Annotated in this window: 25 protein-coding genes and 1 pseudogene; 12 read left to right on the top strand and 14 right to left on the bottom strand. The window is 62.4% G+C overall.

The annotated features are described in order from the left end of the window. Window positions 1-210: 210 nt before the first annotated feature. The gene (locus tag ACO06O_RS19790) at window positions 211-849 is read left to right on the top strand and encodes a glutathione S-transferase family protein (RefSeq protein ID WP_421883851.1); all 639 of its coding nucleotides are present in this window, start codon (window positions 211-213) and stop codon (window positions 847-849) included. Window positions 850-909: 60 nt separating this feature from the next. Here the strand turns inward: ACO06O_RS19790 and ACO06O_RS19785 are convergent, their stop codons facing one another. The 5 genes and pseudogenes from ACO06O_RS19785 to ACO06O_RS19765 all read right to left on the bottom strand — a co-directional run bounded on the left by ACO06O_RS19785 (window position 910) and on the right by ACO06O_RS19765 (window position 6508). Further along, entirely contained in the window at window positions 910-2298 is a 1389-nt protein-coding gene (locus ACO06O_RS19785; protein ID WP_421883849.1) for an NAD(P)(+) transhydrogenase (Re/Si-specific) subunit beta, read from the bottom strand. A gap of 24 nt (window positions 2299-2322) precedes the next feature. Next, window positions 2323-2748, bottom strand: coding sequence for an NAD(P) transhydrogenase subunit alpha (locus ACO06O_RS19780; RefSeq protein ID WP_420420397.1), 426 nt, complete (start codon window positions 2746-2748; stop codon window positions 2323-2325). A 96-nt stretch (window positions 2749-2844) separates the two neighbouring features. Then, window positions 2845-4074, bottom strand: a pseudogene (locus ACO06O_RS19775) (Re/Si-specific NAD(P)(+) transhydrogenase subunit alpha); the annotation flags it as partial. Window positions 4075-4276: 202 nt separating this feature from the next. Then, entirely contained in the window at window positions 4277-5635 is a 1359-nt protein-coding gene (locus ACO06O_RS19770) for an ABC1 kinase family protein (RefSeq protein ID WP_421883846.1), read from the bottom strand. A 57-nt stretch (window positions 5636-5692) separates the two neighbouring features. Next, window positions 5693-6508 carry an alpha/beta fold hydrolase gene (locus tag ACO06O_RS19765; RefSeq protein ID WP_421883842.1) on the bottom strand — a complete coding sequence of 272 codons (816 nt, stop codon included), beginning with the start codon at window positions 6506-6508 and terminating at the stop codon, window positions 5693-5695. Window positions 6509-6612: 104 nt separating this feature from the next. Between ACO06O_RS19765 and ACO06O_RS19760 the strand changes: the two genes are divergently transcribed. Next, a complete protein-coding gene (locus tag ACO06O_RS19760; RefSeq protein WP_421883838.1) occupies window positions 6613-8052 on the top strand; it encodes a sulfatase-like hydrolase/transferase in 1440 nt (479 codons plus the stop codon). 7 nt (window positions 8053-8059) lie between these two features. On the opposite strand, the gene ACO06O_RS19755 is transcribed toward ACO06O_RS19760, so the two are convergent. Both ACO06O_RS19755 and ACO06O_RS19750 read right to left on the bottom strand, forming a co-directional pair. Continuing rightward, window positions 8060-8680: a glutathione S-transferase family protein gene (locus ACO06O_RS19755; RefSeq protein ID WP_421883835.1), complete on the bottom strand. Its 621-nt coding sequence runs from the start codon at window positions 8678-8680 to the stop codon at window positions 8060-8062. 3 nt (window positions 8681-8683) lie between these two features. Continuing rightward, on the bottom strand, window positions 8684-10498 hold the full coding sequence (locus ACO06O_RS19750) for an AMP-dependent synthetase/ligase (protein ID WP_421883832.1): 1815 nt from the start codon (window positions 10496-10498) through the stop codon (window positions 8684-8686). A 121-nt stretch (window positions 10499-10619) separates the two neighbouring features. Between ACO06O_RS19750 and ACO06O_RS19745 the strand changes: the two genes are divergently transcribed. Continuing rightward, a complete protein-coding gene (locus ACO06O_RS19745; protein WP_421883830.1) occupies window positions 10620-12401 on the top strand; it encodes a M3 family oligoendopeptidase in 1782 nt (593 codons plus the stop codon). Between the two features lie 12 nt (window positions 12402-12413). Here the strand turns inward: ACO06O_RS19745 and ACO06O_RS19740 are convergent, their stop codons facing one another. Beyond that, window positions 12414-13229 (bottom strand): HalD/BesD family halogenase, encoded by an 816-nt coding sequence (locus ACO06O_RS19740; RefSeq protein ID WP_421883827.1) that lies wholly within the window; start codon window positions 13227-13229, stop codon window positions 12414-12416. A gap of 108 nt (window positions 13230-13337) precedes the next feature. Between ACO06O_RS19740 and ACO06O_RS19735 the strand changes: the two genes are divergently transcribed. Next, window positions 13338-14246 (top strand): LysR substrate-binding domain-containing protein, encoded by a 909-nt coding sequence (locus ACO06O_RS19735; protein ID WP_421883824.1) that lies wholly within the window; start codon window positions 13338-13340, stop codon window positions 14244-14246. On the opposite strand, the gene ACO06O_RS19730 is transcribed toward ACO06O_RS19735, so the two are convergent. Further along, a complete protein-coding gene (locus ACO06O_RS19730; RefSeq protein WP_421883821.1) occupies window positions 14227-15237 on the bottom strand; it encodes an NAD(P)H-quinone oxidoreductase in 1011 nt (336 codons plus the stop codon). The genes ACO06O_RS19735 and ACO06O_RS19730 overlap by 20 nt on opposite strands. Window positions 15238-15330: 93 nt before the next feature. On the opposite strand from ACO06O_RS19730, the gene ACO06O_RS19725 reads away from it, so the two are divergent. From ACO06O_RS19725 to ACO06O_RS19690, 8 genes are all read left to right on the top strand, one after another. Beyond that, window positions 15331-15513: a DUF1192 domain-containing protein gene (locus ACO06O_RS19725; protein WP_420420407.1), complete on the top strand. Its 183-nt coding sequence runs from the start codon at window positions 15331-15333 to the stop codon at window positions 15511-15513. Window positions 15514-15532: 19 nt separating this feature from the next. Further along, complete coding sequence (locus tag ACO06O_RS19720) at window positions 15533-16543, top strand: NADP-dependent oxidoreductase (protein ID WP_421883818.1); 1011 nt, start codon at window positions 15533-15535, stop codon at window positions 16541-16543. A gap of 351 nt (window positions 16544-16894) precedes the next feature. Further along, window positions 16895-17692: a 3-hydroxybutyrate dehydrogenase gene (locus tag ACO06O_RS19715; RefSeq protein WP_420420409.1), complete on the top strand. Its 798-nt coding sequence runs from the start codon at window positions 16895-16897 to the stop codon at window positions 17690-17692. A 507-nt stretch (window positions 17693-18199) separates the two neighbouring features. After that, entirely contained in the window at window positions 18200-19507 is a 1308-nt protein-coding gene (locus tag ACO06O_RS19710; protein ID WP_421883814.1) for an O-acetylhomoserine aminocarboxypropyltransferase, read from the top strand. Window positions 19508-19523: 16 nt separating this feature from the next. Then, the gene (locus ACO06O_RS19705; protein WP_421883811.1) at window positions 19524-20327 is read left to right on the top strand and encodes an alpha/beta fold hydrolase; all 804 of its coding nucleotides are present in this window, start codon (window positions 19524-19526) and stop codon (window positions 20325-20327) included. Continuing rightward, window positions 20324-20761 carry an acyl-CoA thioesterase gene (locus ACO06O_RS19700; RefSeq protein WP_421883809.1) on the top strand — a complete coding sequence of 146 codons (438 nt, stop codon included), beginning with the start codon at window positions 20324-20326 and terminating at the stop codon, window positions 20759-20761. Before ACO06O_RS19705 ends, ACO06O_RS19700 begins: the two co-directional genes overlap by 4 nt. A gap of 133 nt (window positions 20762-20894) precedes the next feature. Then, window positions 20895-21296: a response regulator gene (locus ACO06O_RS19695; RefSeq protein WP_421883806.1), complete on the top strand. Its 402-nt coding sequence runs from the start codon at window positions 20895-20897 to the stop codon at window positions 21294-21296. Between the two features lie 104 nt (window positions 21297-21400). Next, window positions 21401-22204: a phytanoyl-CoA dioxygenase family protein gene (locus tag ACO06O_RS19690; RefSeq protein ID WP_421883803.1), complete on the top strand. Its 804-nt coding sequence runs from the start codon at window positions 21401-21403 to the stop codon at window positions 22202-22204. 6 nt (window positions 22205-22210) lie between these two features. On the opposite strand, the gene greB is transcribed toward ACO06O_RS19690, so the two are convergent. The 5 genes from greB to ACO06O_RS19665 form a co-directional block, all read right to left on the bottom strand. Further along, window positions 22211-22774, bottom strand: a complete 564-nt coding sequence (gene greB / locus ACO06O_RS19685; RefSeq protein ID WP_420420415.1) for a transcription elongation factor GreB — start codon at window positions 22772-22774, stop codon at window positions 22211-22213. Between the two features lie 9 nt (window positions 22775-22783). Next, window positions 22784-23881: an ABC transporter ATP-binding protein gene (locus ACO06O_RS19680; RefSeq protein ID WP_421883800.1), complete on the bottom strand. Its 1098-nt coding sequence runs from the start codon at window positions 23879-23881 to the stop codon at window positions 22784-22786. Then, entirely contained in the window at window positions 23878-24726 is an 849-nt protein-coding gene (locus tag ACO06O_RS19675) for an ABC transporter permease (protein WP_421883797.1), read from the bottom strand. Before ACO06O_RS19675 ends, ACO06O_RS19680 begins: the two co-directional genes overlap by 4 nt. 5 nt (window positions 24727-24731) lie before the next feature. Then, entirely contained in the window at window positions 24732-25661 is a 930-nt protein-coding gene (locus ACO06O_RS19670; protein ID WP_421883794.1) for an ABC transporter permease, read from the bottom strand. 82 nt (window positions 25662-25743) lie between these two features. Beyond that, a complete protein-coding gene (locus ACO06O_RS19665) occupies window positions 25744-26835 on the bottom strand; it encodes an ABC transporter substrate-binding protein (RefSeq protein ID WP_421883791.1) in 1092 nt (363 codons plus the stop codon). Between the last annotated feature and the right edge of the window lie 45 nt (window positions 26836-26880).

Below are 26880 nucleotides of genomic sequence, written 5' to 3'. Positions count from 1 at the left end.
TAGTGAGACGCTCATGTTACAGGAGTGTGACCAGCCGATCTACGAATTGGCAAAGGTATGATGTGATTGTTTTGTTACTGTAATGTTACATCTATCCTTGAATACCGTGATCGCCCCTTCGGAAAGCGCAAGAACCGGAATGCGCAGCCTGCCGGTTTGACGGATTGTCCGGCCTTCGCCGAATTCGTCCCACCCGAACGGACCGGATCCATGATCACGCTATATGACTATCTACCCTCCCAGAATGCCTACAAGGTGCGCCTGCTGCTCAATCAATTGAACCGTCCCTACCGCACCGAATATGTCAGCATCTTCGAAGGGGAGGGACAGTCGGAAGCCTATCTGAAGGCCAATCCGATGGGCGCCGTGCCTGCAATCCGACTGGAGGACGGGTTCTTCATTGCCGAATCGAACGCGATCCTGACCTATCTCGCCGAGGGTAGCCGATTCCTGCCGGACGATCCCGTGGCGCGGGCGAAGGTGATGCAATGGCTGTTCTTTGAAAGCGACTATATCCAGAACGGGGCCGCGTCCCTGCGCTATTGGGCACTGACGGGCAAGCTGAGCAGCCGGGGAGCCGAACTGGTGGGGCAGCGCAGCGAGACCGCCTTGCGCACCCTACGAGTCCTCGACCGCGAATTGGCGGAACGGCCCTTCCTGGCGGGGCAGGAGTATACGATCGCCGATATCTCGGTCTTCGCCTATATGCACCGCGCCGACGAGGCCGGTCTGCCGCTGGCGCAATACGGCAATGTCGTCGCCTGGATCCGACGCGTGATGGATCAGCCGAATTTTGTTAGCAAGGTCTATCCCTATAGCATCGACCCGCATTCCCAGGGCGAATTGTGACCGAAACGAAGAAAGCCGCCCGAGGGGGCGGCTTTCTTGTATTGGGGCCAATGACCGGCCTCAGTCTTTCAGGCTCTTCACGATCTTTTCCACCATCTGCTTGGCATCGCCGAACAGCATGGTCGTATTGTCCTTGAAGAACAGTTCGTTCTGCACCCCGGCATAGCCCGACGCCATGGAGCGCTTCAAGAACAGGACCTGACCGGCATCCTCAACATTCAGGATCGGCATGCCGTAGATCGGCGATGTCTTGTCGGTCTTCGCAGCCGGGTTGGTCACGTCATTTGCGCCGATGACGAAGGCGACGTCGGTGGAGTTGAAATCGCCGTTGATCTCCTCCAGTTCGAACACTTCGTCATAGGGCACGTCCGCCTCGGCCAGCAGCACGTTCATATGGCCGGGCATACGGCCCGCGACCGGATGAATGGCGTATTTCACATCGACGCCCTCGGCCTTCAACAGATCCGCCATTTCACGCAGCGCATGCTGCGCCTGGGCGACGGCCATGCCGTAACCGGGGACGATGATGACGCTGTCGGCATTCTTCATCATGAAGCCGGCATCTTCCGGGCCGCCGGATTTCACCGGACGGTCGTCGTCGCCGCCTGTCGCGGCCACGGAGGTCTCGCCGCCGAAGCCGCCCAGGATCACGTTGATGATCGACCGGTTCATCCCCTTGCACATGATGTAGCTGAGGATCGCGCCGGACGCGCCGACCAGGGCGCCGGTGATGATCAGTGCGGTATTGCCCAGCGTGAAGCCGATGCCCGCTGCCGCCCATCCCGAATAGCTGTTCAGCATGGAGACCACGACCGGCATGTCCGCGCCGCCGATCGGCACGATCAGCAGGATACCGATGACGAAGCTCAACAGCACGATGGCCCAGAACAGCCAGGCTTCCTGCGTCACGCAGAACCCGGCGACGAGGGCGACTAGAAGCAGGCCCAGCCCGGCATTCAGCGGGTGCTGCCCGGTGAAGATCAGCGGCTTGGAACTGATGACACCCTGCAACTTGCCGAAAGCGATGATCGATCCGGTAAAGGTCACCGCGCCGATCGCCGTGCCCAGCGACATTTCAATCAGTGAGGCGACGGCAATATTGCCCGCCGTGCCGATATTGTAGGCTTCCGGCGCATAGAAAGCGGCACCCGCCACGAAGACGGCGGCAAGGCCGACCAGGCTGTGGAAGGCAGCGACGAGCTGCGGCAGCGCCGTCATCTCGATCTTCCGGGCGATGACCGTCCCGATCGTGCCGCCGATCAGAATGCCCAGGATGATCCATTCGTAGGACAAGACGGACGGCATCGCCAATGTGGTGATCACGGCAATGGCCATGCCGACCATGCCGAAGCGGTTGCCGTTGCGCGCGGTTTCCGGATGGCTCAATCCTCGAAGCGCGAGGATGAAGCACACTGCCGCGACGAGATATGCGTAACCGGCCCAATCCATTGTCGGTCTCCTTTCCCGCCGCGCTTAGCGCTGTTTCTTCTTGAACATCGACAGCATCCGGTTCGTCACCACGAAGCCGCCGAAGATGTTGACGCTGGCCAGGACCACGGCGATGAAGCCGAATACCTTGGACAGGTTCAGGTCGGTCGGCCCCGCCGCGATCAACGCGCCGACGATGATGACCGACGAAATCGCGTTGGTGACGCCCATCAGGGGCGAATGCAGGGCCGGCGTGACCGACCAGACGACGTAATAGCCGACGACGCAGGCCAGGACGAAGGCCGTGAAGAGATGCAGGAAGGGCGTCCCGGTCGCGGCTTCGGCCGCGGCGGCCGCGCCGGTCGGGTCCATTGCGGTAATCTTGTCGGACAACGCGGTGACCTGATCGGCCAATGCCTGCGCCTGTTCCTTGAGGGCGGACGCGGTGTCGCTAAGGGTCTGGTGATCCATCGGTCAGCCCTCCTTCTTTTCGTCGCCGCTATCGGCGGCCTTCGTGTCATCCGGCGCAGGTGCCGGGGCCTCCGCCGGTTTGGCGGCGGCCGATTTCTTCGCGGCGGATTTCTTCGCTGCGGATTTCTTGGCGCTTTTCTTTGCGCCGGATTTCTTCTTCGCGGGCGCGGCCTTCTGGGCCGTCGCCGATCCGGCGGTTTCCTTCACGCGATCATGAACGATCTCTCCGCCGCGGCAGACCAGCGTGCCTTTGACGACCGTGTCTTCCAGGTCGATCTTCAGCGCGCCGCTATCCTTGTCGATCATCGGTGTCAGGAAGTTCAGCAGGTTGCGCGCAAAGAGCTGGCTGGTCGTTTCCGCCAATCGGCTGGGGACATTGTCATGTCCGACCAGCGTGACGCCGTGTTTGGTGACGACCTTGCCGTATTCGCTCAAGGGGCAGTTGCCGCCGGTCTCGACCGCCAAGTCGACGATCACCGCGCCGGGCTTCATCGACTTCACATGATCCTCGGTCACCAGGACCGGGGCCGGGCGGCCGGGGATCAGGGCGGTGGTGATGACGATATCCATCGTCTTGATCTTTTCGGCGATCAACTCCGCCTGTTGGCGCTTGTAATCCGCCGACATTTCCTTGGCATAGCCGCCTTCGGTCTGGGCCTGCTGAAATTCCTCGTTCTCGACGGCCAGGAATTTCCCGCCCAGGCTTTCAACCTGCTCCTTCGTGTCGGGCCGGACATCCGTCGCCCAGACGATGGCGCCCAGGCGCTTCGCGGTCGCAATGGCTTGAAGCCCGGCAACGCCGACTCCCATGACGAAGACATTCGCCGGGTTCACGCGGCCGGCGGCGGTGGACATCATCGGCAGGGCGCGGCCGTAGTATTGCAGCGCGTCCAGCACGGCCTTGTAACCGGCCATATTCGCCTGGCTGGACAGGATATCCATGGACTGGGCGCGGGTGATGCGCGGGACCAGTTCCATGGCGAACAGGGTCACGCCCTGGGCGGCCAGTTTCTGAACCATGGCGCCTTCGGTCAGGGCGTATGCGTGGCACGCCAGCGCCTGGCCTTTCGAGAAGAGCTTGATCTCCTCATCCGTCGGGCGGGCGATCTTCAAAACCAGATCGGCACCTTTGACCGTGTCGGCCGGGGATTTGGCAATCTGCGCACCCGCCGCCTTGTATGCGTCATCGGAAATCGATGCGGACTCGCCCGCACCGCTTTCGACCGTGACCGTACAGTTCAATTGGATGAACTTGGCGATACTATCAGGCGAGGCGGCGACACGCTTTTCCCCGGCGCGCCGTTCCTTCAGAACCGCGATCTTCATGGGACTTTCCTTTTCCCCTCAACAGCACAAACGAACAGGCCGCGACCCTATCGCCGCGGTCGGTCCGACTTTTCGCGAATGATACCGGGGATATGAGGTCCAATCGAGAAAAGAAAAGAGCCGATTTGTAATTTGTTGTGTTGAAGTTTTGTATCGTTCTAAAGAATGGCCCCCGCAGAACCCAATCAATCGGGTGGATCGATCAGGTCAGTCCGGAGGCTGCAAGGGCCGCATTCTGGCGCTCCGTGAGGCGCTGGGTATCGAAATCGTCGATCAGCGCGTGGAATTGGCGATGCCAGTTCACCTCGGCCTTCAGATGCATGAAAACGGAACCCAGGCCGATCGCCGCGCGGTCGACCAGGACGAACTCCCTCGGCGGCTGAACGCCACCCAGTTTTGCCAGTTCCTTCTGCACCTGACCGGCGATTTTCGCGCCGAACTGGCCGCTATCGGTCTCCTGAATGCGTTGCACCTTGTCATCCATCAGCGGTCGGTACAGGAACCGGGCCCAGACGTTGAGGATCTCCAGAAGTTCCTTGGAGACGTTCTCGAATCCCCAGCTTTCGTACGCGTACACGGCCAGGTCCATATCGTCGTCCCGCAACGCGCGATACAGATCGATCACGCCCTGAACGAAGCTGGGAGGGAAAACCCGGATACAGCCGAAATCCAGGAGGTTGATGGACTGCTCGTCCTCACGCACCGTGTAATTGCCCAGATGCGGATCGCCGTGGATGACCCCGTATTCATAGAAGGGGACATACCAGGCCCGGAACATCGCCAGGGCCAACTCGTTCCGCACTTCCAACGGCGAATCCCGGAAGTCCATCAGGGGCTTGCCGTCCAGCCATGTCATGGTCAGCAGGCGCTTGGTCGACAGCGCAGGGACGGCTTCCGGGACATGAACCTTCGGCTCCTGCGCCAGCATGCTGGCGTAAAGCCGCATCGCCTTCGCCTCGCGTTCGTAATCCAGTTCCTCGCGCAGCCGCTCGGACAGTTCCTCATAGATGCGCTTGGTCGAGATCGCCTTGTCGTAGCGTTCGTAGATCGAGAAAATTAGCTTGAGCTGCCGCAAATCGGCATCGATGGCCGAGGCCATATCCGGATATTGCAGCTTGCAGGCCAGCCGCGTGCCATCCTCCAGCCGCGCGCGATGAACCTGTCCCAGCGAGGCGGCATGGGCGGCCTCCTTCTCAAACTCCCCAAACCGCTTGGTCCATCCCGGGCCCAGTTCCGAACTCATCCGGCGCCGAACGAAGGGCCAGCCCATGGGCGGTGCATTCGATTGAAGTTGCCGCAACTCCTCGGCATATTCCGCGGGCAGGGCATCGGGGATGGTCGCGAGAATCTGGGCGACCTTCATCAGCGGACCTTTCAGGCCGCCGATCGCGGCCTTCAACTGACCGGCATGCTGATCCTTGTCCAGTTTGACGCCCAGATATCGCGCGCCCGCCAATCGGGCGCCCAGTCCCGCCATCGCGCCGCCGACCTGAGCAACGCGCCGGACCTGGCCGGAGAAGCTGGCATCGTCATTGTACCGTTCGGAGGTATCGTCGGTCATATCGCCCCTCAATTCGCGCCAGTCGCCGGCGCGGACCGGATGGAGGCCGGCGCCAAGTCAGATATCGTGCCCGCGCATCCACTGGGCAAGGGTGTCGGCGGTCGTTTGCCAGGAGTCGTCCAGCATCATCCCGTGGCCGGTCCGGTCCAGGATCGCCGCTTCCACACCCAACTGCCGGGCGGTGGACCGGACGAAGGCCGGGGGGATAAGCCCGTCCTCACGCGCGCCCAATACGCAGATAGGGATACGTCCCTTGAGGCGAGTTGGATCGACCCGGACCGTGCCATGCATTTCGGCGACCGCACGGGAGGATTCTCCACCCATCCGGGGCATATACTGTTCCGCCTTGCCGGGCGAGACCCGGTCGGAGAACAGGGCTTGGCGCAGTCCGTTCAGGCCGACCGCGCTCTGCGCTCCGGCCTGGGCCATGCCCAGTTCGAACATCAGCATCGGATTCCAGGCCGCGAGGCTCATCGACGGACCGATCAGTCCGCCCGGCGGCACGGAGGCCAGCAGGGCGAGCCCGGCGACGGGGCGCGTTTCGGCGTATTTCATTGCGACGAACCCACCCATGGAATGGCCGATCAGAAGCGGCGGCGCGTCCAGATCGCGGGCCAGCGAGGCCATGTCGGCGACATAGTCCTGGATGCCGAAACTGTCGAGATTGCGCTGGCCGTCGCTGCCGCCATGTCCGCGGAAGGACGGCGCGTAGCAGCGGTATCCCAAGGTCGCGAAATAGGGCAGGAATCGTTCCGCCCAGCACCAGGCGCCCGCAAAGGCGCCGTGCAGAAAGACGACGGGCGTCTCACGGGGCGTGATGCCTTCGGGCGGCCGGACGGCCAGGATCTCAAGGTTCAAGGTATCGCTGGTCAAAAATGGAATCCTTTCGGGTAGGATCGGGACGCTAGACCGACTCGGCCGGTCGGCAAAGACCGCGGGGCCCGTCCGGTTCCGCTCGAACGGAGGGACAGATCGGCATGGCGGCCCGCAATTTCCTGGTGATCATGATGGACGAGCTGAGCCGCGACGGCGTCGGCTGTTACGGCGGAACGGCCCTGACCCCGCATATCGACGCGCTGGCGGCGCGCGGTACCCGATTCGCCAAGGCCTATACGCCGTCACCGATCTGCGTCCCGGCGCGCGCCGCGTTTCATACCGGTCTCTATGTCCATCAGAACCGGTGCTGGACCAATGCTCAGCCCTATCACGGACAGATCGACAGCTGGCCGCATCACCTGCGCCGCGCGGGATATGAAACGGTTTCGATCGGAAAGCTTCATTACCGGTCGGCCCAGGACGATAACGGGTTCGACCGCGAGATCGTCCCCTTGCATTGCGTCGGTGGGGAAGGATGGGTCATGGGCTTGCTGCGGCGCCAGGACCATACTTGCTATGACGCGTCGGGTTTTGCGGCCGATATCGGGCCCGGCGATGATCCCTATACGGATTACGACCGGACCGTGCGCGACCGCACCTTGGCCTGGCTGCGCGACGAGTCCCGCAGCGCGGCGGACAGTCCGTGGTCGCTTTTCGTATCCTTCGTCCGCCCGCACTATCCGCTGACCTGTCCGCCGGAGTATCTGGAACTTTACGACCCGGAGCGTCTGCCGCCGATCCGCCATGGCGGCGCGCGCGCCGAATACCGCCATCCGGTCCTGAACGCGATGCGGCAATACTGCGATTACGACGATCACTTTCCCGATGACCGGGCCCGCGCCGTCGCAAGGGCAAGTTACTTTGGGCTGTGCAGTTTCGTCGATGCGCTGGTCGGCGACGTCCTCAGGGCGCTGGAAGCGGCCGGCAGGCTGGAGGATACGGCGATTGTCCTGACCGCCGATCATGGCGAAATGAACGGCCATCACGGTTTCTGGACCAAGATGGTGATGTATGAGGACGCGATCGGCGTGCCGCTGATCCTGGCAGGGCCGGGCGCGCCGAGGGGGACCTGCGAGAGCCAGGCCTCGCTGATCGATATTCTGCCCACCGCTTTGGACGCCGCGCAGATGGAGGGCGGGGCGGCGTATCCGGGGACATCCCTGTTCGATCTGGCGAATGCGCCCGACGATCCGGACCGGGCGGTTTTGAGCGAGTATCACGACGGCGGGTCGATCACCGGATTCCTGTCATTGCGCTGCGGGCGATGGAAATATGTGGCCTATCCGGGTTTCGCGCCGCAATTGTTCGATTTGGCGTCCGATCCGGACGAAGCCGTGGATCTTGGCTTGTCGGCGGACCATGAAGGGGTGCGCAACCAGATGCGCGCGCGCATGACGGCGCAGTTCGGCGATCCGGACGCGATCAACGAGAGGGCCTTTGCCGATCAGGCGGCGCGGATCGAAGAATTGGGCGGGGTAGCGGCGATCCGCGCCCGCACCAATTACGATCACACGCCGATTTCCTATCCCGACGAAGACTGATCCCCCTTTAGGGAAGCGGACAGGCCTTGAACGCAGGCAGGGCTTCGCAGCGCGCCGTGAAGGCGGCGAGGTTCGGCGCGATCTTGTCGGCTTCCAGTTTCGGCCGGACAGTGCGGGCGAAGCTATGGGCGACGGCGGCGGAGATGTCGGCGTGGCTGATGGTCTCCGTTCCGGCCAGCCAGCCATCCCCGGCGGACTTGGCAACTCCGTCCAGATGTTTCAGCCCGGCGACGACTTGGGCGTCGTTATGGGCCTCCCACGGCTCGTGCACTTTCTCCTCCGGATGGAACCGCCGTTCATAGAAAGCCCATTGGGCTTTCTCCATGATCCCGACGCCATAGGCCGCGATCTGAAATACGTCCCGCCGCGCTTCCCCCTCTGCCGGGGCCAGGGCCCGATCCGGCCCGGCCAAACGGTCGATTTCGTCCAGGATGGCCCAGCTTTCCACCAACGCGCTGCCGTCATCCATCACCAGGGTCGGGACCCGCGCCAGCGGGTTGTGCGCGCGGACCGGCTCCGGCGTTTCGAAGACGCGCAGGCCGTCATGGTCGAACGGCATGTCCAGCAAGGTCAGCGCGATGGCGACGCGACGCGTATAGGGGGACAGATAGACGCCATAGAGTTTCATGCTTCAGCCCTTTCCATAGAGCGCGTTGAGACGGTCGGCATATTGGTCGCGAATGACGTGACGGCGGATCTTCATTGACGGTGTCAGCATGCTGTTTTCGACACTGAACGCTTCGTCCGCCAGGGCGAATTTTCGGACCTTCTCGATCGGGTTCAAATCCTTGTTCGCCAGATCGACGGCGGCGCGGATCGCCTTGCGCAGATCGTCGTCCTCCATCAAGTCGGACCAGCCCGTGCCCTTTTTCCCATTTGCCGTCCGCCATTCCCGCACCCAGTCCGCGTCCGGGACGATCAAGGCGACCAGATGGGATTGCTTGTCGCCATAGACCATCACCTGGGCAATTTCCTGCTGCAGGCTCAATATCCCCTCAACCCGCTGCGGCGAGATATTGTCGCCGCCCGAATTGACGATGATGTCCTTCTTGCGGTCGGTAATCCGGATCCGGCCCAGATCGTCCATCTCGCCGATATCGCCGGTATGCAGCCAGCCGTCCTTGATGGTCTCCGCCGTCCGGTCCGGCTGGTTCCAATAGCCCAGCATGACCAGTTCGCCGCGCACCAGAATCTCGCCGTCCTCCGCGATCTTCACGTCGACACCCTTCAATGCCGGGCCGACGGTTCTCAAATCGTTGATCTCGACCCGGTTGACGGAAACGACCGGCGCTGCCTCGGTCTGGCCGTAGCCCTGAAGCACCCGCAGACCCAAGGAGACGAAGAACAGGCCGACGTCGTAGTTCAAGGGGCCGCCGCCGGAAACGAAAGCCTTCAACCGTCCACCGAACCGCGCCTTCACCTTGCGGCGGACCAGGAGGTCCAGGAAGAAGTCCTGCACCTTTTCGATCAGGGTCAGTGAGGCGGGATCCTCATATCGTTTCGACCCCAGTTCGATTGCCTTCAAAAGCAGTTTTTCTTTCGTGCCGCCGACTTTTTCCGCGCCGCGCAGAATTTTGCCGCGCATCGTCTCGTACAGTCGCGGCACCGCGGTCATGATTGTCGGCTGGGTTTCGATGATGTTCTGGGCCAGCTTGTCCAGGCCTTCGGCGTAATAAACCTGTGCACCGATGGAGATCGGGACGAACTGGCCGACCGTGTGCTCGTAGGAATGGCTGAGCGGCAGGAAGGACAGGAAGACCTCCGTCCCGTCGTCGAGGCCGGGCAGGGTGCGCAGGAAATCGTCCGCGCCCATCACGTTGCACAACATGTTGCCGTGGCTCAGCATCACGCCGGTCGGTACTCCGCCGGTGCCGGACGTGTAGATGATCGCCGCCATGGAATCGCGTTTCAGGCCGCGCGCCTGCTCGGCGGCCGCCTCGACTGTGGCCGCCTCCTGATCCTTGCCCATGCCCAGCAGGTCTTCCCAGCCATAGATCCGCATGCCCTGAGGCACTGGGCCGGGCCATTCCATGACAACGACCGTTTCGACACCGACACGGGTCGCAGCCTCCATCAGCGGCTTGGCCAGTTGCGCCGTCGAACAGACCGCCAGTTTGGCGCCGGAATCTCGCATGACATGGATGTGATTCTCGACCGTGTTGGTCGTGTAGGCGGGGACCGCGACCGCGCCGATGGCCATGATCGCCAAGTCGGTGATCATCCATTCCGGGCGGTTTTCGGCGACCAGCATGACGCGGTCGCCTGGCTTCACACCGACCTGTTTCAGGCCATGGGCCAGTTTCGCGACCCTTGCGGCGGTCTGTGCCCAACTGGTCGGCCGCCACCGGCCGTCCGATTTGGCCCATAGGAACGGTGTGTCGCCCCAGCGCGCGGCCTGGTCGAAAAACATCGTCGGTAGGTTCGGAATAGACGCGTAATCCAGCATCGCCCTCGACTCGTGTGTTTGGAAGTTTCCTCGACATGTCCGGTCACCGGCATTGTTCCCATGCCTTGTTCCGGTCCCCAAACAAACATAGATACGGATGTGAAAGAAGGAGACAAGCACGATGCCCGATACGCATGCCGCCCCCGATCTTCCCGTTTGGGACCTGACCGACCTCTATCCGGCCCCGGATTCGCCGGAACTGAAACGGGATATCGGCGATGCGCTGACGCAGGCGCGAGAGTTCGAAGACCGTTTCAAGGGCAAGGTCGGCGACCTCGACGGGGAGGCCCTGGCCGGGGCGATCTCCGATTATGAGGCGATCGATGAAACCCTGTCGCGGGTTCTGTCCTATTCGCAACTGCTGCATGCCGGCGACGTGACCGATCCCAAGATTGGCCAGTTCTATCAAACGATGCGCGAGAAGGCGACGGAGGCCAACGGCCATCTGCTGTTCTTCACGCTGGAACTGAACAAGGTCTCGGACGAGGCGCTGGAGGCCAAGCTGACGGAAAGCGTGGCGCTCAGCCGCTACCGCCCGTGGCTGGACGCGCTGCGCCTGTTCCGGCCGCATCAGCTTTCCGACGAGGTCGAACGCCTGTTGCTGGACAAGAGCGTCGCGGGCAGCGGCGCCTGGGTCCGCCTGTTCGACGAGACCTCGGCCAGCCTGCGCTTTTCGTTCCGGGATGAAACGCTGACCCAGACCGAAATCCTGCACAAGATGCAGGACCGCGACGCGACCGTCCGCAAGGAGGCGAGCCAGGCGCTGGGTGCGGTGCTTGGAGAGAACATCTCGACCTTCGCGCTGATCACCAACACGCTGGCGAAGGACAAGGAAGTCGAAGACAAATGGCGCGGCTTCGCGCGGCCGATTTCGTCCCGCAACCTGGCGAACCAGGTCGAGGACGAGGTTGTCGACGCGCTGATTCAGGCCGTTCGCGACATGTATCCGCGCCTATCCCACCGCTATTACCGGCTGAAGGCCAAGTGGATGGGGCGGGACAAGCTGGATTACTGGGACCGCCTGGCGCCGCCGCCCGCCGATGACGACCGGACCTTCACCTGGGACGATGCCCAATCGATTGTCATGAACGCCTATTCGGCCTTCTCGCCCGATATGGCGGCGGTCGGAAAGCGCTTCTTCGACAATGCCTGGATCGACGTGCCGCCGCGCCCGGGTAAGGCGGGCGGTGCCTTCGCCCATCCGACGGTGCCCTCGGCGCATCCCTATCTGCTGCTGAATTTCCAGGGCAAGGCGCGGGATATCATGACGCTGGCCCATGAACTGGGTCACGGCGTGCACCAGGTGCTGGCGGGGAAACAGGGCCATCTGATGGCCGATACGCCGCTAACCCTGGCGGAAACGGCGTCGGTCTTCGGTGAAATGCTGACCTTCAAGAGCATGCTGGCCGCGACCAAGGACCCGATCGCGCGGCGCGCGGTGCTGGCATCGAAGATCGAGGACATGATCAACACCGTCGTGCGCCAGATCGCCTTCTGCGAATTCGAACGCCTGGTCCATGACGAGCGGCGCAACGGCGAGCTGACGCCGGACCGGATCGGCGAATTGTGGATGCAGGTCAGCGAGGAAAGCCTGGGCGACGTGTTCCGCTTCGACGAGAACTACCGGAACTACTGGGCCTATATCCCGCACTTCATTCATTCGGCCTTCTATGTCTACGCCTATGCCTTTGGCGACTGCCTGGTGAATGCGCTCTACGCCAAGTACGAGGCGGAGCCGGAAGGTTTCCAGGCGAAGTACATGGAGATGCTGTCCGCCGGCGGAACGCTGCGGCACAAGGACCTGCTGGCGCCCTTCGGGCTCGACGCGACCGACCCGGATTTCTGGAAGCTGGGCCTCGGCGTTCTGGAAGGCTTTATCGACGAGCTGGAAGCGACCTTCTAAGCTTGTTTCTTCCTAAATCCCCCTCACCGGGGCGTCCGACGGCTGACCGCGTCCGTAGAAACGGATGCGGTCTTCCGCGCTGTACTGATAGTCCGCTTGTTCCATGAAGCTGAGCACCGCCATGACGCGCGTGCCGCCCAGGACGGGGGCAACCCGGTGCACGGATTGCCGTCCCGCGAAGACGGTCAAAGTGCCGGGCTCCGCCTGCGACCGGCGGACCGCGTCGTCGCTTCCGCTGAGGACGCGCCGCACGCCGTCGTAATTGGGATCGTCGTCGCTGCGCAGATTGCGGCGATACTCGAAAGCACCGCCCTCTTCCGCCGCTTGCAGCAGGATCGTGACCGCGAAACCCGCGCGGTCGAAATGCCAGTCCAGGCCGTCACCCGGTCCATAGGACATGACATTCAGACAAGCCATCGGATCCGCCATTCGGTAGAGGGCGGGCAATTGCATCACCCTGCGCAGGAAATCACAGAGCGGGTCCCAGTCATAGACCGCGCGAATCGCGGTGCCGACCAACTGATCGCCGGTCAGGGAACTATGGGAGGTGAAAAGCGACGGTTCGGCCAGATCCGTCGGCAAGGATTTGGAAGGGCTTGAGAAGTAGACGTTATGCGCCTTTCGATGACGGTATGAGACCGTATCGAAAGCGCTGAGAAGCTCCTTCGCCGCCTTGGCCGCGTCGCCCTTTGCCATGAATCCCGGCAGCGAGAAGGCCCCGTTGCGTACCCAATCTTCCCGCTTGGCATCCACCAAATTTCGGTAATCCGCGCTGTCGGGGCGGTGCAACGGAAAGCGATCCAGGTCGAGGTCCAAATGGGGCCGCACGATGTCGATCCTTATCTGACAGGGTCGAGAACACAGTGTGAAAAGTGGAGCTTTCTGAAAATGCCCAAAATTGTTAGGTTGAGATAAGAAAAACTATGGGTACGGAACATGTCCCGACGATACCCCCCATTGACCGCGATGATGGCCGCTGAGGCGGCGGCCCGGACGGGCAGCATCGTCGGTGCCGCCGCGGAACTGGGCGTAACCGCCCCGGCGGTCAGCCAGCAGATCAAGCTTCTGGAACGGCATCTGGGACGCCGTTTGTTCGACCGGGGCCGTGGCGGTGTCACCCTGACGGATGCGGGGCGGTCGATCCTGCCCTATCTCGCAGAAGGGTTCGACAATCTGGCCAAGGTCGGACAGATCGGTCCCGGCGATAGGTCCCCCGGGCGCATTGTGGTCAGCGCGGCCGCATCGGTGGCGCTGAAATGGCTGCCCGGCGCGATTGACGCCATCCGGCGCAACAGGCCCGACCTTCGTGTAGAACTGCGGATGGAAGAAGATCCGGTCGATTTTGGCGAGGGCGGTCCGGATATCCGGATAGGGTATGGCGAACTGCCTTATACCGGCCTGGTGCGCCGCACTCTGGTTAGGGATTGCTTGATCCCGGTCGCCCGGCCGGGGGAGTCCAGAAGTTGGAACGAGGACCGTCTGATCCACACTGATTGGGGCGGGTCTTATGCCAGCCTGCCGGTATGGCGGGATTGGGCGGCGGCCGCGGGGTTCGATGCACCCGACCCGCGCCGGGGGCAGCGGGCAGGGGCGTCGGCCCTGGCGCAAGAGATGGCGGCCGAGGGGGGCGGGGTCGCCTTGGCGAACGCCTTGTTCGCGGCCCGCGATCTTGCCGCCGGGCGGATCGAATGTCCGTTCGGTCCCGCCCTGCCGATGCGCGACGGCTATACGATCTGTCACAAGGATCGGGCGCCGATTTCCCGCGACCTCGCCGACCGCTTGATTCTTCAGGCCCAGATGGATCTGGACTTCGCCCTGTCGCGGGTTAAGCCACCGTTAGGATGATCTTGCCGATATGGTCCGAGCTTTCCATCAGCCGATGCGCGTCCGCCGCGTCGGCCAGGGGGAAGGTTTTATGGATCACCGGCGCGATCTTGCCGGAATCCAGCAGCGGCCATACGTCCCGGCGCAGATTGTCGGCGATGGCCGCTTTCTCGGCGACGGTCTGCGGGCGCAAAGTCGACCCCAGGATGGTCAACCGGTTGATCAGGACGCGGGTGAAGTCGACCTCCGCCTTTGGTCCTTTCAGGAAGGCGATGAAGGCGTAGCGGCCGTCGCGGCGCAGCAGCCGCAGCCCCGGATCGATATAGGGGCCGGCGACCATATCCAGAATGACGTCCAGTCCGGGACCGCCCGCCATATCCTTGGTCCAGGCCTTGGCCTGTTCGACCCAGTCGCCGTCGCGGTAATTGATCGCCAGATCCGCGCCCAGCTCCAGGCAGGTCCGGCATTTGTCATTGGTGCCGGCCGTCACCGCGACCTGCGCGCCGAACGCCTTGGCCAGTTGGATCGCCGTGGTCCCGATACCGCTGGATCCGCCATGGACCAGAAACCGCTCTCCGGCCGTCAGTTTGGCCCGCATGAAGACATTGTAATAGACGGTAAAGAAGGTCTCCGGCAGGGCGGCCGCACGCACCATGTCATAGCCTTCCGGCAGGCGCAGACAGTGATCCGCCGGGGTCACGCAGTATTCGGCGTATCCGCCGCCTGGCGTCAGGGCGCAGACCTTGTCGCCGATCTGGAGCGACTGAACGCCATCGCCAAGAGCGGCGACCTCGCCCGCGATTTCCAGGCCGGGCAGGGGGGAGGCGCCCGGCGGCGGCGGGTAGGAGCCCGCGCGCTGCGACACATCCGGACGGTTCACCCCGGCGGCGTGAACCCGAACCAGCACCTCCCCCGGTCCCGGTGAGGGGGTGGCCATCCGACCGGCAATCAGAACCTCCGGTCCACCTGGTTCGGTGATTTCGACGGCAGTCATCTGGGCGGGCGCGGACATGGCGAAACTCCTTTGCTGATCCCGGTCTTGCGGAGCGGCGGGCGGGCGCGATACTGACAGTCCACCGTCACCGCCGCAAGGGAGGCACAGATCATGTTCGACGAGGAAGAACGCCCGAAGCCCAAGGGCATCCAGCCGATGGATCTCGACACGATGAGCATCGAGGCCCTGGGCGAATACATCGAAGAACTGGAAGCCGAGATTGCCCGCGTCCAGGACAAGATCGCCGCGAAGAAGGACGCGCGCGGCGCCGCCGAGAGCTTCTTCAAATCCTAAAGCCCCACGGGAGCCTGCGATGACAGACACGAACAAAACCTGGGTTCTGGCCGAACACCCAACGGGAATGCCGGATGCCGGCACCTTTCGCCTGGAAGAGCGCGCCATCCCCGATATCGCGGATGGCCAGGTGCTGGGCCGGTCCCGCTGGCTGTCGGTCGATCCCTATATGCGCGGCCGCATTTCGAAACAGGCGAACTATGCCGGTGGCGTTTCGATTGGCGAGGCGATGCACGGTGCGGCGGTGGCCGAAGTGGTCGAAAGCCGGCATCCCGATTGGAAGCCGGGCGATCTGTTCGAAACGATCGGCTTCGGCTGGCGAGACTATGCCGCCGTGCCGGGCGACGGGCTGACGCGGGTCGACACCTCCATCGACGCGCCGGAGCATGCCTGGTTGAGCTATCTCGGCATGCCGGGCCTGACGGCGCTGATCGCCATGGACACGATCGGCAAGGTGAAGAAAGGCCAGACGGTTCTGGTATCCGCGGCGTCCGGTGCCGTGGGACAGGTCGTCGGACAGATCGCGAAGATTCGCGGCGCACGGGCCGTCGCCGTCGCCAGCAGCGACGAAAAGCTGGACTGGTGCCGTCTGATCGGCTTCGACGAGGGGATCAACTACCGCACCGCGCCGAATCTCGGTCGCGCGGTGGCGGAGGCGTGTCCGGGCGGCGTGGATGTCTTCTTTGACAATACCGCCGGCCCGATACATGACGCGGCGATGAACAATCTGGCTTTGGGCGCGCGGGTTATCATCTGCGGGACGATCAGCCTCGCAGGACAGTTCGAGGCCCCGGATATGGGGGAGCGTTTCCTGCGCAAGATCCTGGTCGCGCGGGCCAGGATGGAAGGCTTCCTGATCTTCGACCATGTCGCCAAGTATCCCGCCGCCCGTCGGCAGCTCGCGCAATGGGCGGCGGAGGGCAAACTGACCTTCAAGACCGATATCCTGGACGGGATCGAACAGATGCCGACCGCCTTCCTGAACCTGCTGACATCGCAGAATTTCGGAAAGCAGGTCGTCCGGGTGTGACAAGCGATCTTGTTTTTGCAGTGCAGCAAGCTAGAGGGGTAGGCGTTTGAATGGAAGCGCCTGAGATCGGTATGGCGGGTTGTGGGTTAGGAGCGTCGGCGCAGGCGATGCGGGGCATCGTCCAGCCGTCGCGACGACACCGACGGCCCGCCATACCGACCTTCGGCGCCGTTCTCGGTCCCCTGGACCGCGTCGCGGCACGCTCCCGATGCCCCGCATCGCTTCGCGCGCTGCTCCTAGCCAGCAAACCGAAAACAGCGTCTCAGGTGCTTCCATTTAGACGCCTACCCCTCTAGGGTCTGCCCAAATCGAACTGCGTCCTGCGGGCGCCCAGATTAGGAGAATGCCGGAATGTCACAGACAGCATTATTGAAGGGGCGCGCAGCCCTGGTGACCGGATCGACCAGCGGGATCGGCCTCGCCATGGCGCGGGCGCTGGCGCTGGCCGGCGCGAATGTCATGCTGAACGGTCTCGGCGATCAGGGTGAAATCGACAAGACCCGTGCCGCCTTGGCGGCGGAGACGGGCCAGGATATCCGGTATCATGGCGCGAATATGCTGAAGGCGGAAGAGATCGCCGACGCCGTGCAAAAAACCGACGAGGCCTTCGGGTCGGTCGACATCCTGGTCAACAATGCGGGTATCCAGCATGTCAGCCCGCTGGAATCTTTTCCGGAGGACAAATGGGATGCGATCATTGCGATCAACCTGACCTCCGCCTTTCATGCCACCAAGGCGGCGCTGCCGAAAATGCGGCGCGGCGGTTGGGGCCGGATCATCAATACCGCCTCCGCCCACGGTTTGGTGGCCAGCGTCAACAAGGGCGCCTATGTCGCCGCCAAGCACGGCATTGTCGGCCTGACCAAGGTCACGGCGCTGGAAACGGCAGAAGAGCCGATCACCTGTAACGCGATCAATCCGGGCTGGGTTCGAACCGAACTGGTCGAACGCCAGATCGAAGCGAAGGCGGGCGATCTGGGGTGCTCGGTCGAGGACGCGGCCAAAGAGATCCTGTCCGAGAAGCAGCCGTCGATGGAGTTTGTCACGCCTGAGCAATTGGGCGGGTGCCTCGTCTTCCTGTGTTCCCCGGCGGCGGATCAGATTACCGGCATTTCCCTGCCGGTGGATGGCGGTTGGACCGCGCGATAACGAAACTGTGTTCCGGACACATATTCGCTTTTGGTTAACCCTTTGTTAGGGTTCAGGTGCCATTCTAAGGATGTCTACCCCTCGGCCCCACCCCCCCTCCAAGTTTGGGGCCGCAAGACACTCTTAGACCCCCTGTTCTACTTGGCCGCCTCTGGCGGCCAATTTTTTGCGAGAAAGCTGTCATAAATTGTTCGTAAACGAACGATTGTTACCGCGCGTTCACAAAAACTCAGCCCAGCCCCCTAGAAAGGCCATAAGACTGTTGACCGAGCGGAATAGGCTCGTTACCGTCTCGACCGTGAGGCAAGTTGAACAGGGGGTGCAGGGAGATCGGGAAAACCCGACGCCAGTACCGTGGGATACGAAAAGACCGCCAATTCGGCGGTCTTTTCATGTCTTATGGTCTTGGCAGGGGCCGGTCCGGACGGGTTAAAATGCGGCGATCCGACCAGCCGCCCCGACCTCTCCAATGGTGGAACGGCCGCTTCCGATAAGGAGATCACGCCGATGAAGCCCGACTTCCTGAAATTCGACACGTTGAGCCTTCACGCCGGGCAGCAGCCGGATCCGACGACCGGCGCGCGTGCCGTGCCGATCTATCAGACGACATCCTATGTCTTCGACGATACGGATCATGCCGCCGCGCTGTTCAACCTGGAACGGCCCGGCCATATCTATTCGCGAATCTCCAACCCGACCGTCGCGGTCCTGGAAGAACGAGTCGCAGCGCTGGAAGGCGGGGTCGGTGCGGTGGCGACGGCCAGCGGACACGCATCACTGTTCCTGGCGATATCGACCTTGATGGGGCAGGGCGCGCATATCGTGGCGTCCAAGTCGCTCTATGGTGGCTCCATCAACATGTTCCTACACACGCTGCCCCGGTTCGGAATCACCGCAACCCTGGTGGATCCCCGCAAGCCGGAGGAGTTCGAGGCGGCGATTCGGCCCGAGACCCGCCTGGTCTTCGCCGAGATTCTCGGTAACCCAAATCTGGAAGTGCTGGATATCGAAGCGGTGGCCGATGTCGCGCACCGGCACGGGCTGCCGCTGATGATCGATGGAACCTTCAACACGCCCTATCTGTGCAAGGCGTTCGATCATGGTGCCGATATCATCATGCATTCGGCGACAAAGTGGCTGGGTGGTCATGGCGTGGCAATGGGCGGAGTCCTGGTCGATTCGGGCCGGTTCGACTGGTTCGCCCAGGCAGAAAAATTCCCGACCCTGACGGAACCCTACGCGGCCTATCACGGCATCGTCTTTGCGGAAGAATACGGTCCGGCCGGATTCATCGTCCGGGCACGGGCGGAAGGGCTGCGAGATTTCGGGGCGGTCCTGTCCCCGGCGAACGCCTTCCATCTGCTGCAGGGGATCGAAACCCTGCCGCTGCGTATGGACCGCCATGTCGCCAACGCCCGCAAGGTCGCGGACTTTCTGGCCGCCCATGAAGCGGTCGAATGGGTCAATTATCCCGGTCTGGACAGTCACCCGGACATCGATCTGGCGCGCAAATACCTTCCCAAGGGACCGGGGTCGATGCTGGCCTTCGGCGTAAAAGGCGGACGCGCGGCCGGTGCCAAGTTCATCGAATCGGTCGAATTGTTCAGTCACCTTGCCAATGTCGGCGACGCCAAGTCCCTGGTGCTGCATCCGGCGTCGACGACACATCAGCAGATGACCGCGGAACAACTGGCCGCTGCCGGGATCGGCGATGATCTGATCCGCGTGTCGGTCGGGCTGGAGGATCCGGACGATCTGATCGCCGATCTCAACCAGGCCCTGCGCCGCGCGTTCAAACTGGCCGCCGCCGAGTAAAGGGAAGCCATTTTCCATGTTTATTGAGATGCAGAACGGTCCGGTTTTCGCGAATACCGGCGGCGCCGAGTTCGACCCCAAGAAGCCGGTTGCGATCCTGATCCATGGGGCCGGGTGCGATCACTCCATTTGGGGCGGTCAGAACCGCTATATCGCCCATCACGGCGCGTCGGTGCTGGCGCTGGACCTGCCGGGCCATGGCCGGACGCCCGGCCCGGCGATCGACAGTATCGGCGGGTTGGCCGACTTCATTATCGGCGTGGTCGATACGCTGAAAATCGACCGTCCGGTCCTGATCGGCCATTCCATGGGCGGATTGACCGCGCTGGAAGCGGCGGCGCGTTTGGGCGCTCGATGCGCCGGGTTGGGCTTGTGCGGTGTCGCCGCGAAGATGCCGGTTCATCCGGCGCTGCTAAACGCGGCCAAGAACGACAAGGTGACGGCGGCGGAACTGATCGCTGGTTGGGGGCATGGCAGCCGCGCCCATCGCGGCGGCAATCCCGCTCACGGCATCTGGATGCTGCGCCAGGCCGTGATCTTGATCGACCGGATGGCACCGGGCGTGCTGCACGACGATCTGGCCGCCTGCAATGCCTATGGCGATGCCCTGGCGGCGGCCGCGCGTGTGACGTGCCCGGCGCATCTGCTGCTGGGCAAGGGCGATAAGATGACCCCGGTCAAGGTCGCACAGCCGCTGATCGAGGCCATCCAGGGGGCGGACGTGACGGTCCTGGAATCGGCCGGCCATATGATGACGGTCGAGGCGCCCCGGGAAAGCTGCATGGCGCTGATGGGGCTGATCCGGAAGGTCGCGGGATGACCGGCGGTGCGCCCGACCGGTCGTCGTTTGCCCGCCTGCTGGCGATCCCGACCCGTTGGATGGACCAGGACCCGTACGGGCATGTGAACAATGTCGAGTACTATTCCTTTTTCGACACGGTGGTGAACGAGCATTTGATCCGCGAGGCCGGGTTGGACGTGGTTCACTCCCCCGAAATCGGTCTGGTGGTCGAGACGAAGTGCAGTTTCCTGAAGGAGATATCCTTTCCCCAGACCGTCCATGCCGGAATGCGGGTGCCGCGTATCGGCAATTCGTCGGTCACCTATGAGATCGCCCTGTTCCGTGACGCGGAAACGGATTGCGCCGCCTTCGGACACTTCGTGCATGTCTATATCGACCGAAAATCGCGCCAGACCGTTCGGGTTCCGGACAGAATCCGGACCGCATTGAAACCCGTTATGGTCGAAAGCTAGCAATTCTGGGGGGTAAAAGTGCTGGAGGTGGCGCGGCTTGGCCGGAAACCGTTGCCGGTTGCACGAAGTGCTTGAAATCCCTGTCCAGGCAAGTATTTTTAGTTTCGGGTGACTTAGTGAAAGGTCGCCAGAGATGCATTATCCGCCTGTCCTTGTCGTCGAAGACAATGCTACGACGCGCGAAGTTTTGAAGGCGCGATTTCTGAGCAAATCCATTCCTTGCGTCGAAGCCGCCGACGGCTTCACCGCGATGCGGCTTCTCAGGCAGCAAAGTTTCAGCCTCGTGTTGCTGGACATTGTCATGCCGGGAATGGATGGCCTTGAGCTTCTTCGCTGGATGACCATCAACGGTATCAAGACCCCGGTTGTCGCCATGAGCGGCAGTCTGATGTGTTCCGGCATCAACTACGCGCAGATGGCTCAGGAATTGGGGGCATTCTGGGGAATCTCGAAACCAGTTTCCGACGACGATATAGCGGAGATGGAGTCGCTGCGCGTGCCGGCCATGCAGTCCGCCCTGCGCGCGGCTCATTAACCTATTAAATCGAAAATCCCGATCTCAGGCTGCAGAAAGTTTCGTTTGCTGAATGTAACGCCGGTGCTCACTCTCGATCCATAGATTTATCTCAGGAGGGCGTCATGCCGGACGGGACGATCGGGTCGTTGGGCGAGCGGTTTTTCAGGGACGGGTTCGTGGCCGGTGTGCCGGTGCTGACGCCGAATGAGGCGGCGGTCTTTCGCACGGAACTTGAGGTGGCGGAAGCCCGTTTCGGCGGGTCGATGCATTACATCCTGTTCCCCAATCTGATCTTCCGCAGCGCCGACCGGCTGCTACGTAACCCTCGCCTATTGGACGCCGTCGAGGCGGTGCTGGGGCCGGATATTCTGGCTTATGAGTGCACCTATATCATCAAGGAGCCGGGGAATACCAAGCGGGTCTCCTGGCATCAGGACCTGACCTACTGGGGACTGGACACGGATGATATCGTGTCCGCCTGGCTGGCCCTTTCGCCGGCGACGGAGGAAAGCGGCTGCATGCGGATGATCCCCGGTTCGCATAGGGTCGGGAAGCAGACGCATGTCGATCTGCGCGAGTCCGACAATATCCTGTCGCGCGGGCAGACCATTCAGAATGTCGATGAAGCGACCGCCGTTTCGGCGGCTCTGGCACCGGGAGAGCTGTCGCTGCACCATGGTTGGACGATGCATGCCTCGCATCCGAACCGGTCGGTGGACCGGCGGATCGGCTTCAACATCGTCTTCATGAAACCCAGCGTTCGGCAGAAGGTACAGGCACGCGAATGCGCGATCCTGATGCGTGGGCAGGACAGTTTCCGTCACTATGACCCGTTACCTCGGGCCCAGGCGGATTTCGATCCCGAAATGATGGCCCTGCGCGAAGAGATCGACCGCCGCCGCAACGCGACCTGGCAGACCAGCTGAACCCGGTCAGTCCTCGTCGTCCCGATAGGCAATCTCGATCACTTCGATTTCCTCGGGGCCGGTCGGCGTCTGGACCTTGACCACATCGCCTTCCTCGGCTTTCAGCAGGGCCCGGGCGATCGGCGAGACCCAGCTCACCTCGCCGCGTTCGATCCGTGCCTCGTCGATGCCGACGATTCGAATCGTCTTCTCCTCACCCCGATGGTTCTCGAAGGTGACCGTCGCCCCGAAGAAGATCTGGTCGCGGTTGGTCTGACGTTCCAGATAGACGATCTCGGCGATCTCCAGCCGTTTGGTCAGAAAGCGGATCCGACGGTCAATCTCGCGCAGCCGCTTCTTGCCGTAGATGTAGTCGCCATTTTCGGACCGGTCGCCATTGCCGGCCGCCCAGGACACGATATCGACCACTTTCGGCCGCTCGACCCGCAACAGGTTCTGCAATTCCCCCTGCAGGCGCTTGTATCCTGCGGGCGTCATATAATTCTTCGCGCCGCGCGGCAGCGGTGCCGCGCCTTCGGGCAAATCCTCTTCCGCGTCGGAATCGGATTCCTTGGTAAACGCCTTACTCATGCAATCATTCTACTCGGCCAGGACCAGGGTGTCCTTGCGGCGCCAGCTCACCCAACGCCGGTCGCCCGGATTGGTGGCGGCAACCACGGACCGCTCGTTATTCTGGGTCGTGACCGAGAAGTCCAGACCGGATGCGGTCTTCACAAAGACATGGCTTTCATTGCCGTAATAGGCGACCTGGGTCACCTGACCTTCCAGCGACAGGCAATCCTCGTCCGAAGGCTTGTCCGCGGTGACCATGGCCTTCTCCGGCCGGATCGCGATGCCGATCTTGCCCTGGGCCGATCCGTCGAAGGGCAGGCGGACATCGCCGATCCCGTCGATCCCGACCGAAATTTCGCTGCCGGCGGAGGACTTCACGATGCCTTCGAACAGGTTCATCTTGCCGATGAAGTCGGCGACGAAGCGGCAGTTCGGGAATTCGTAGAGGTCGCGCGGCGCCGCCAATTGGCGGACACGGCCGGATTCCATGACCGCAACCCGGTCGGCCATGCTCAGGGCCTCGTCCTGATCGTGGGTCACCATGACGAAGGTAATACCGACCTTGGCCTGAAGATTGCGCAGTTCCAACTGCATTGCTTCGCGCAGCTTGGCGTCCAGGGCGGACAGCGGCTCGTCCAGCAACAGGACCTTGGGGCGCTTCACCAGGGCGCGGGCAAGGGCGACGCGCTGGCGCTGACCGCCGGACAGTTGATCCGGCATGCGCTCGCCATAACCCGGCAGTTGGACGAGGCCCAACGCTTCCTCAACCCGTCCCTTGGCCTCGGACGACGGAACGCCGTCCATTTTCAGGCCATAGGCGACATTGTCGGCCACGGTCATATGCGGGAAGACCGCATAGGATTGGAAGACCATGTTGACGGGCCGCTTGTTCGGCGGAACGTCATCCACCACCTGGCCGTCGATCTCCACCGATCCGTCGCTTGGCACCTCAAAGCCTGCGATCATGCGCAGCAAGGTCGTTTTCCCGCAGCCGCTGGGGCCCAGCAGGGCAAAGAACTCACCCGACTTGATGTCGAGCGACACGTCGTCGACGGCCAGGACATTGCCGTTGAAGCGTTTGGTTACGGAACGGATGCCGATGATTGTCTTGGCGCCGTCTGTCATTTCTTTTCGGCCCCTTTGCTTTGCAGCCACATGGCGATGGCGGTCAGGAAGACGGTGATGACGATCAGGACGGTGGAGGCCGCGTTGACCTCCGGCGTCACGGAGAAGCGGACCATGGAATAGACCTTCACGGGGAAGGTCACCGTTTCCGGCCCGGACGTGAAGAAGGTGATGACGAAATCGTCCAGCGACAAGGTGAAGGCCAGCAACCCGCCCGCCACCAGACCCGGCTTCATATGCGGGATGATGACGTCGCGATAGACCTCCCAGTCGCCGGCGCCCAGATCCCGGCAGGCCTCTTCCTGTTCGCGGTTGAACCCGGCCAGCCGCGCCCGGACGATCACCGCCACGAAGGGGAAGGTGAAGCTGATATGGGCGATGGTGATGTTGGCGAGGCTGATCGGCCAGACCAGATCGTTGGGCCAGCCGATGCGCGCGAAGAAGGCCAGCATGGCGACGCCCATGCAGATTTCGGGAATGACGATGGGCAGCGCCATCGTGCCTTCATAGAAAGGCTTCATCGGGAACCGGAAGCGCCACAGCAGAATCGCCACCATCGCGCCCAGGATCAACGAAAAGACCGTCGAGAACAGCGCGATGGTCAGCGAGTTCCCGAACGCGATCATCAGGTCGGTGTTGTTGAACAGCTTCCCGTAATACTCGGTCGTGAAGCCGCGCCAGACGATGTTCCGGCGGCTGTCGTTGAAACTGAACGCCATCAGCGTCAGCAACGGCACATACAGGAACACGAAGGTTGCGATCATGACCGTCAGCAACGGCCATTTCCGCAGATAGTCCAGCGGTCCTGCGGGATCGCGGCCGAACAGGCCCTTTCGCTTCGCCATGGCCGTTACCCTCCCATCCCGTCGCCGCCGCGGCGCCGGGCCATGAGTGCCCGGATCGCCAGGGCGCCGAAGGTGATATACATCAGCAGGAAGGACAGCGCGGAGCCGAAGGGCCAATCGTTCGCCGACTTGAACTGCCGTTCGATGATGGTCGCGATCATCGCGCTGTCGGGCCCGCCCAACAGGTCCGGTGTCAGGAAACTGCCCAGGGCCGGGATGAAGGTGATGATCAGACCGGAAATGATGCCGGGCAGCGCCAGCGGCACGACGACGTTCCACAAGGTGCGCAGATGGCCAGCCCCGAGATCCAGACTGGCCTCCAGATAGGAGCGGTCGAGCCGTTCCAGCGCGGCATAGAGCGGCAGCACCATGAAGGGCAGGTGGACATAGACAAGGCCCAGAATGACGGCATTGTCGTTGTAGAGAAGCTCCAACGCCTGAAATCGCTCGCCCAGGATCGCCAGGGCAATACCGCCCATACCGAACAGTTCCAGGAACCAGCGCGCCGCGCCGTCCAGCCATTCCAGCGTGAAATTGACGTATCCGCGCGTTCGCAGCACCGCGATCAGCGCATAGGTCCGGATCAGAAGATTGGTCCAGAAGGGCAGCATGATGCCCAGCAGCAGCAGCCCCTTCCACTTGTTCGGCGCATAGACGATGCCGAGTGCGACAGGTAGCCCGATGACGAGGCAGATGAAGGTCGCGACGGCGGCAAGCCAGAGCGACTTCGCGAAAATCGTCAGGATGTCCGGATTAAAGGACCGGACATAGTTGTCGAGGGTCCAGGTGATGTCGATGCCGACCACCCCGACTTTTTCCCCGAAACTGAAAATCCAGATCAGCCCCAGCGGAGCCAAGAAAAAGGCGATCAGCCAAATGGTCGGCGGAATCCCGACGGAATAGAAAATACGCCTGAATTTATGCCAGGGATCCATGCCCGAAGTTCCCTAGAAACGGCCCGCCCGCCGGCCGCTCCCCCAATGGGCTGCCGGCGGGGCGGGGGTTCGAAACGGTGTTCTAGGCGGCCAGGAACCGGGTCCAGGCTTCGTCCTTCAGACGCGACACATCCTCGCCCGAATAGATCTGCCATTCGCACTTGGCCAGGACTTCTTCCGGCGGGAAGATGGACGGGTTCTTGTTGTAGCTGTCGTTCAGCAGCGCCCGGGCGGCCTGGTTCGGCGTGGCGTACTGAATGTAATCCGCGATCAGCGCACCGGCCTGGGCGTCCAGGATATAATTGATGAACTTATGGGCGTTCATCGGGTGCGGCGCGCCCTTCGGAATGGCGAGGTTGTCCGCCCAGATCAGCGACCCTTCCTGCGGGATGACATAGTCGATGTCGTCATCTTCCAACATGACCTGGCCGATATCGCCGGACCATTCGATGGTGATGTCGACTTCGCCCGATGCCAACAGATCCTGGCCATTGTCTTCGGCGATGGTCTTGAACGCCGGCTTCTGCTTGATCAGCAGGTCGACAGCAGCGTCGATATCGGCCTTGGAGGTCGGGTTCATGCCGGTGCCGAGATACATCGACGCCATGCCGATCATCGCAGTGCTTTCCGACAGGATCGCGATACGGCCGGCATATTTGTCGCTCTCGAAAACGTCTTTCCAGCTGGTGACGCCGTCGGTCGCGCTCTTACGGATGCCGAGGCCCATCGTGCCCCACATATAGGTCACCGAGAATTTGCGGCCCGGATCGTAGGCGGCGTCGGTGAACAGCGGGTTGATGTTCTTGGCGTTCGGCAGCATGCCGTAATCCAGTGGCTCCAGCATATCGGCGGCCATCATGCGCGCGACATAGGTGTCGGACGGCACGATGACGTCGAAGCCGGGATTGCCTTCGCGCAGCTTGGCGAACAGCTCGTCATTATCGGCGAACAGCGACATATTCGCTTCGATTTCGGTCTGGTTCTCGAAATCGGAGAGGGTCGTCTCGCCGATATAGGTGTCCCAGTTGTAGAAATTGACCTTCGGTTCTTCGCCATGCGCGGCGGCATGGGCCTTCGGCCCGAAGGTGATACCAGCCCAGGCGGCCCCCGCGCCGGCGATGGTCGCCTGCAGCATGCTGCGGCGCGTCATTCCATTTCGAAACTTACCTGTCATTCCCTGTTCTCCTCTGCTGGTTTCCGGTGCCGGATCGCGGTCGTT

Source organism: Pacificispira sp., assembly GCF_965228185.1.
Lineage (GTDB): Bacteria > Pseudomonadota > Alphaproteobacteria > UBA8366 > Aestuariispiraceae > Pacificispira.
This window is presented reverse-complemented; position numbering and strand designations above follow the sequence as displayed.

Coding starts and splice junctions, on each gene's coding strand:
- ACO06O_RS19725 (WP_420420407.1), top strand. CDS start 15,331: ATGTTCGACGAGGAAGAACGCCCGAAGCCCAAGGGCATCCAGCCGATG.
- ACO06O_RS19680 (WP_421883800.1), bottom strand. CDS start 23,881: ATGACAGACGGCGCCAAGACAATCATCGGCATCCGTTCCGTAACCAAA.
- ACO06O_RS19760 (WP_421883838.1), top strand. CDS start 6,613: ATGGCGGCCCGCAATTTCCTGGTGATCATGATGGACGAGCTGAGCCGC.
- ACO06O_RS19675 (WP_421883797.1), bottom strand. CDS start 24,726: ATGGCGAAGCGAAAGGGCCTGTTCGGCCGCGATCCCGCAGGACCGCTG.
- ACO06O_RS19755 (WP_421883835.1), bottom strand. CDS start 8,680: ATGAAACTCTATGGCGTCTATCTGTCCCCCTATACGCGTCGCGTCGCC.
- ACO06O_RS19700 (WP_421883809.1), top strand. CDS start 20,324: ATGACCGGCGGTGCGCCCGACCGGTCGTCGTTTGCCCGCCTGCTGGCG.
- ACO06O_RS19695 (WP_421883806.1), top strand. CDS start 20,895: ATGCATTATCCGCCTGTCCTTGTCGTCGAAGACAATGCTACGACGCGC.
- ACO06O_RS19665 (WP_421883791.1), bottom strand. CDS start 26,835: ATGACAGGTAAGTTTCGAAATGGAATGACGCGCCGCAGCATGCTGCAG.
- ACO06O_RS19785 (WP_421883849.1), bottom strand. CDS start 2,298: ATGGATTGGGCCGGTTACGCATATCTCGTCGCGGCAGTGTGCTTCATC.
- ACO06O_RS19715 (WP_420420409.1), top strand. CDS start 16,895: ATGTCACAGACAGCATTATTGAAGGGGCGCGCAGCCCTGGTGACCGGA.
- ACO06O_RS19745 (WP_421883830.1), top strand. CDS start 10,620: ATGCCCGATACGCATGCCGCCCCCGATCTTCCCGTTTGGGACCTGACC.
- ACO06O_RS19690 (WP_421883803.1), top strand. CDS start 21,401: ATGCCGGACGGGACGATCGGGTCGTTGGGCGAGCGGTTTTTCAGGGAC.
- ACO06O_RS19670 (WP_421883794.1), bottom strand. CDS start 25,661: ATGGATCCCTGGCATAAATTCAGGCGTATTTTCTATTCCGTCGGGATT.
- ACO06O_RS19710 (WP_421883814.1), top strand. CDS start 18,200: ATGAAGCCCGACTTCCTGAAATTCGACACGTTGAGCCTTCACGCCGGG.
- ACO06O_RS19705 (WP_421883811.1), top strand. CDS start 19,524: ATGTTTATTGAGATGCAGAACGGTCCGGTTTTCGCGAATACCGGCGGC.
- ACO06O_RS19730 (WP_421883821.1), bottom strand. CDS start 15,237: ATGTCCGCGCCCGCCCAGATGACTGCCGTCGAAATCACCGAACCAGGT.
- ACO06O_RS19735 (WP_421883824.1), top strand. CDS start 13,338: ATGTCCCGACGATACCCCCCATTGACCGCGATGATGGCCGCTGAGGCG.
- ACO06O_RS19720 (WP_421883818.1), top strand. CDS start 15,533: ATGACAGACACGAACAAAACCTGGGTTCTGGCCGAACACCCAACGGGA.
- ACO06O_RS19750 (WP_421883832.1), bottom strand. CDS start 10,498: ATGCTGGATTACGCGTCTATTCCGAACCTACCGACGATGTTTTTCGAC.
- ACO06O_RS19780 (WP_420420397.1), bottom strand. CDS start 2,748: ATGGATCACCAGACCCTTAGCGACACCGCGTCCGCCCTCAAGGAACAG.
- ACO06O_RS19790 (WP_421883851.1), top strand. CDS start 211: ATGATCACGCTATATGACTATCTACCCTCCCAGAATGCCTACAAGGTG.
- ACO06O_RS19770 (WP_421883846.1), bottom strand. CDS start 5,635: ATGACCGACGATACCTCCGAACGGTACAATGACGATGCCAGCTTCTCC.
- greB (WP_420420415.1), bottom strand. CDS start 22,774: ATGAGTAAGGCGTTTACCAAGGAATCCGATTCCGACGCGGAAGAGGAT.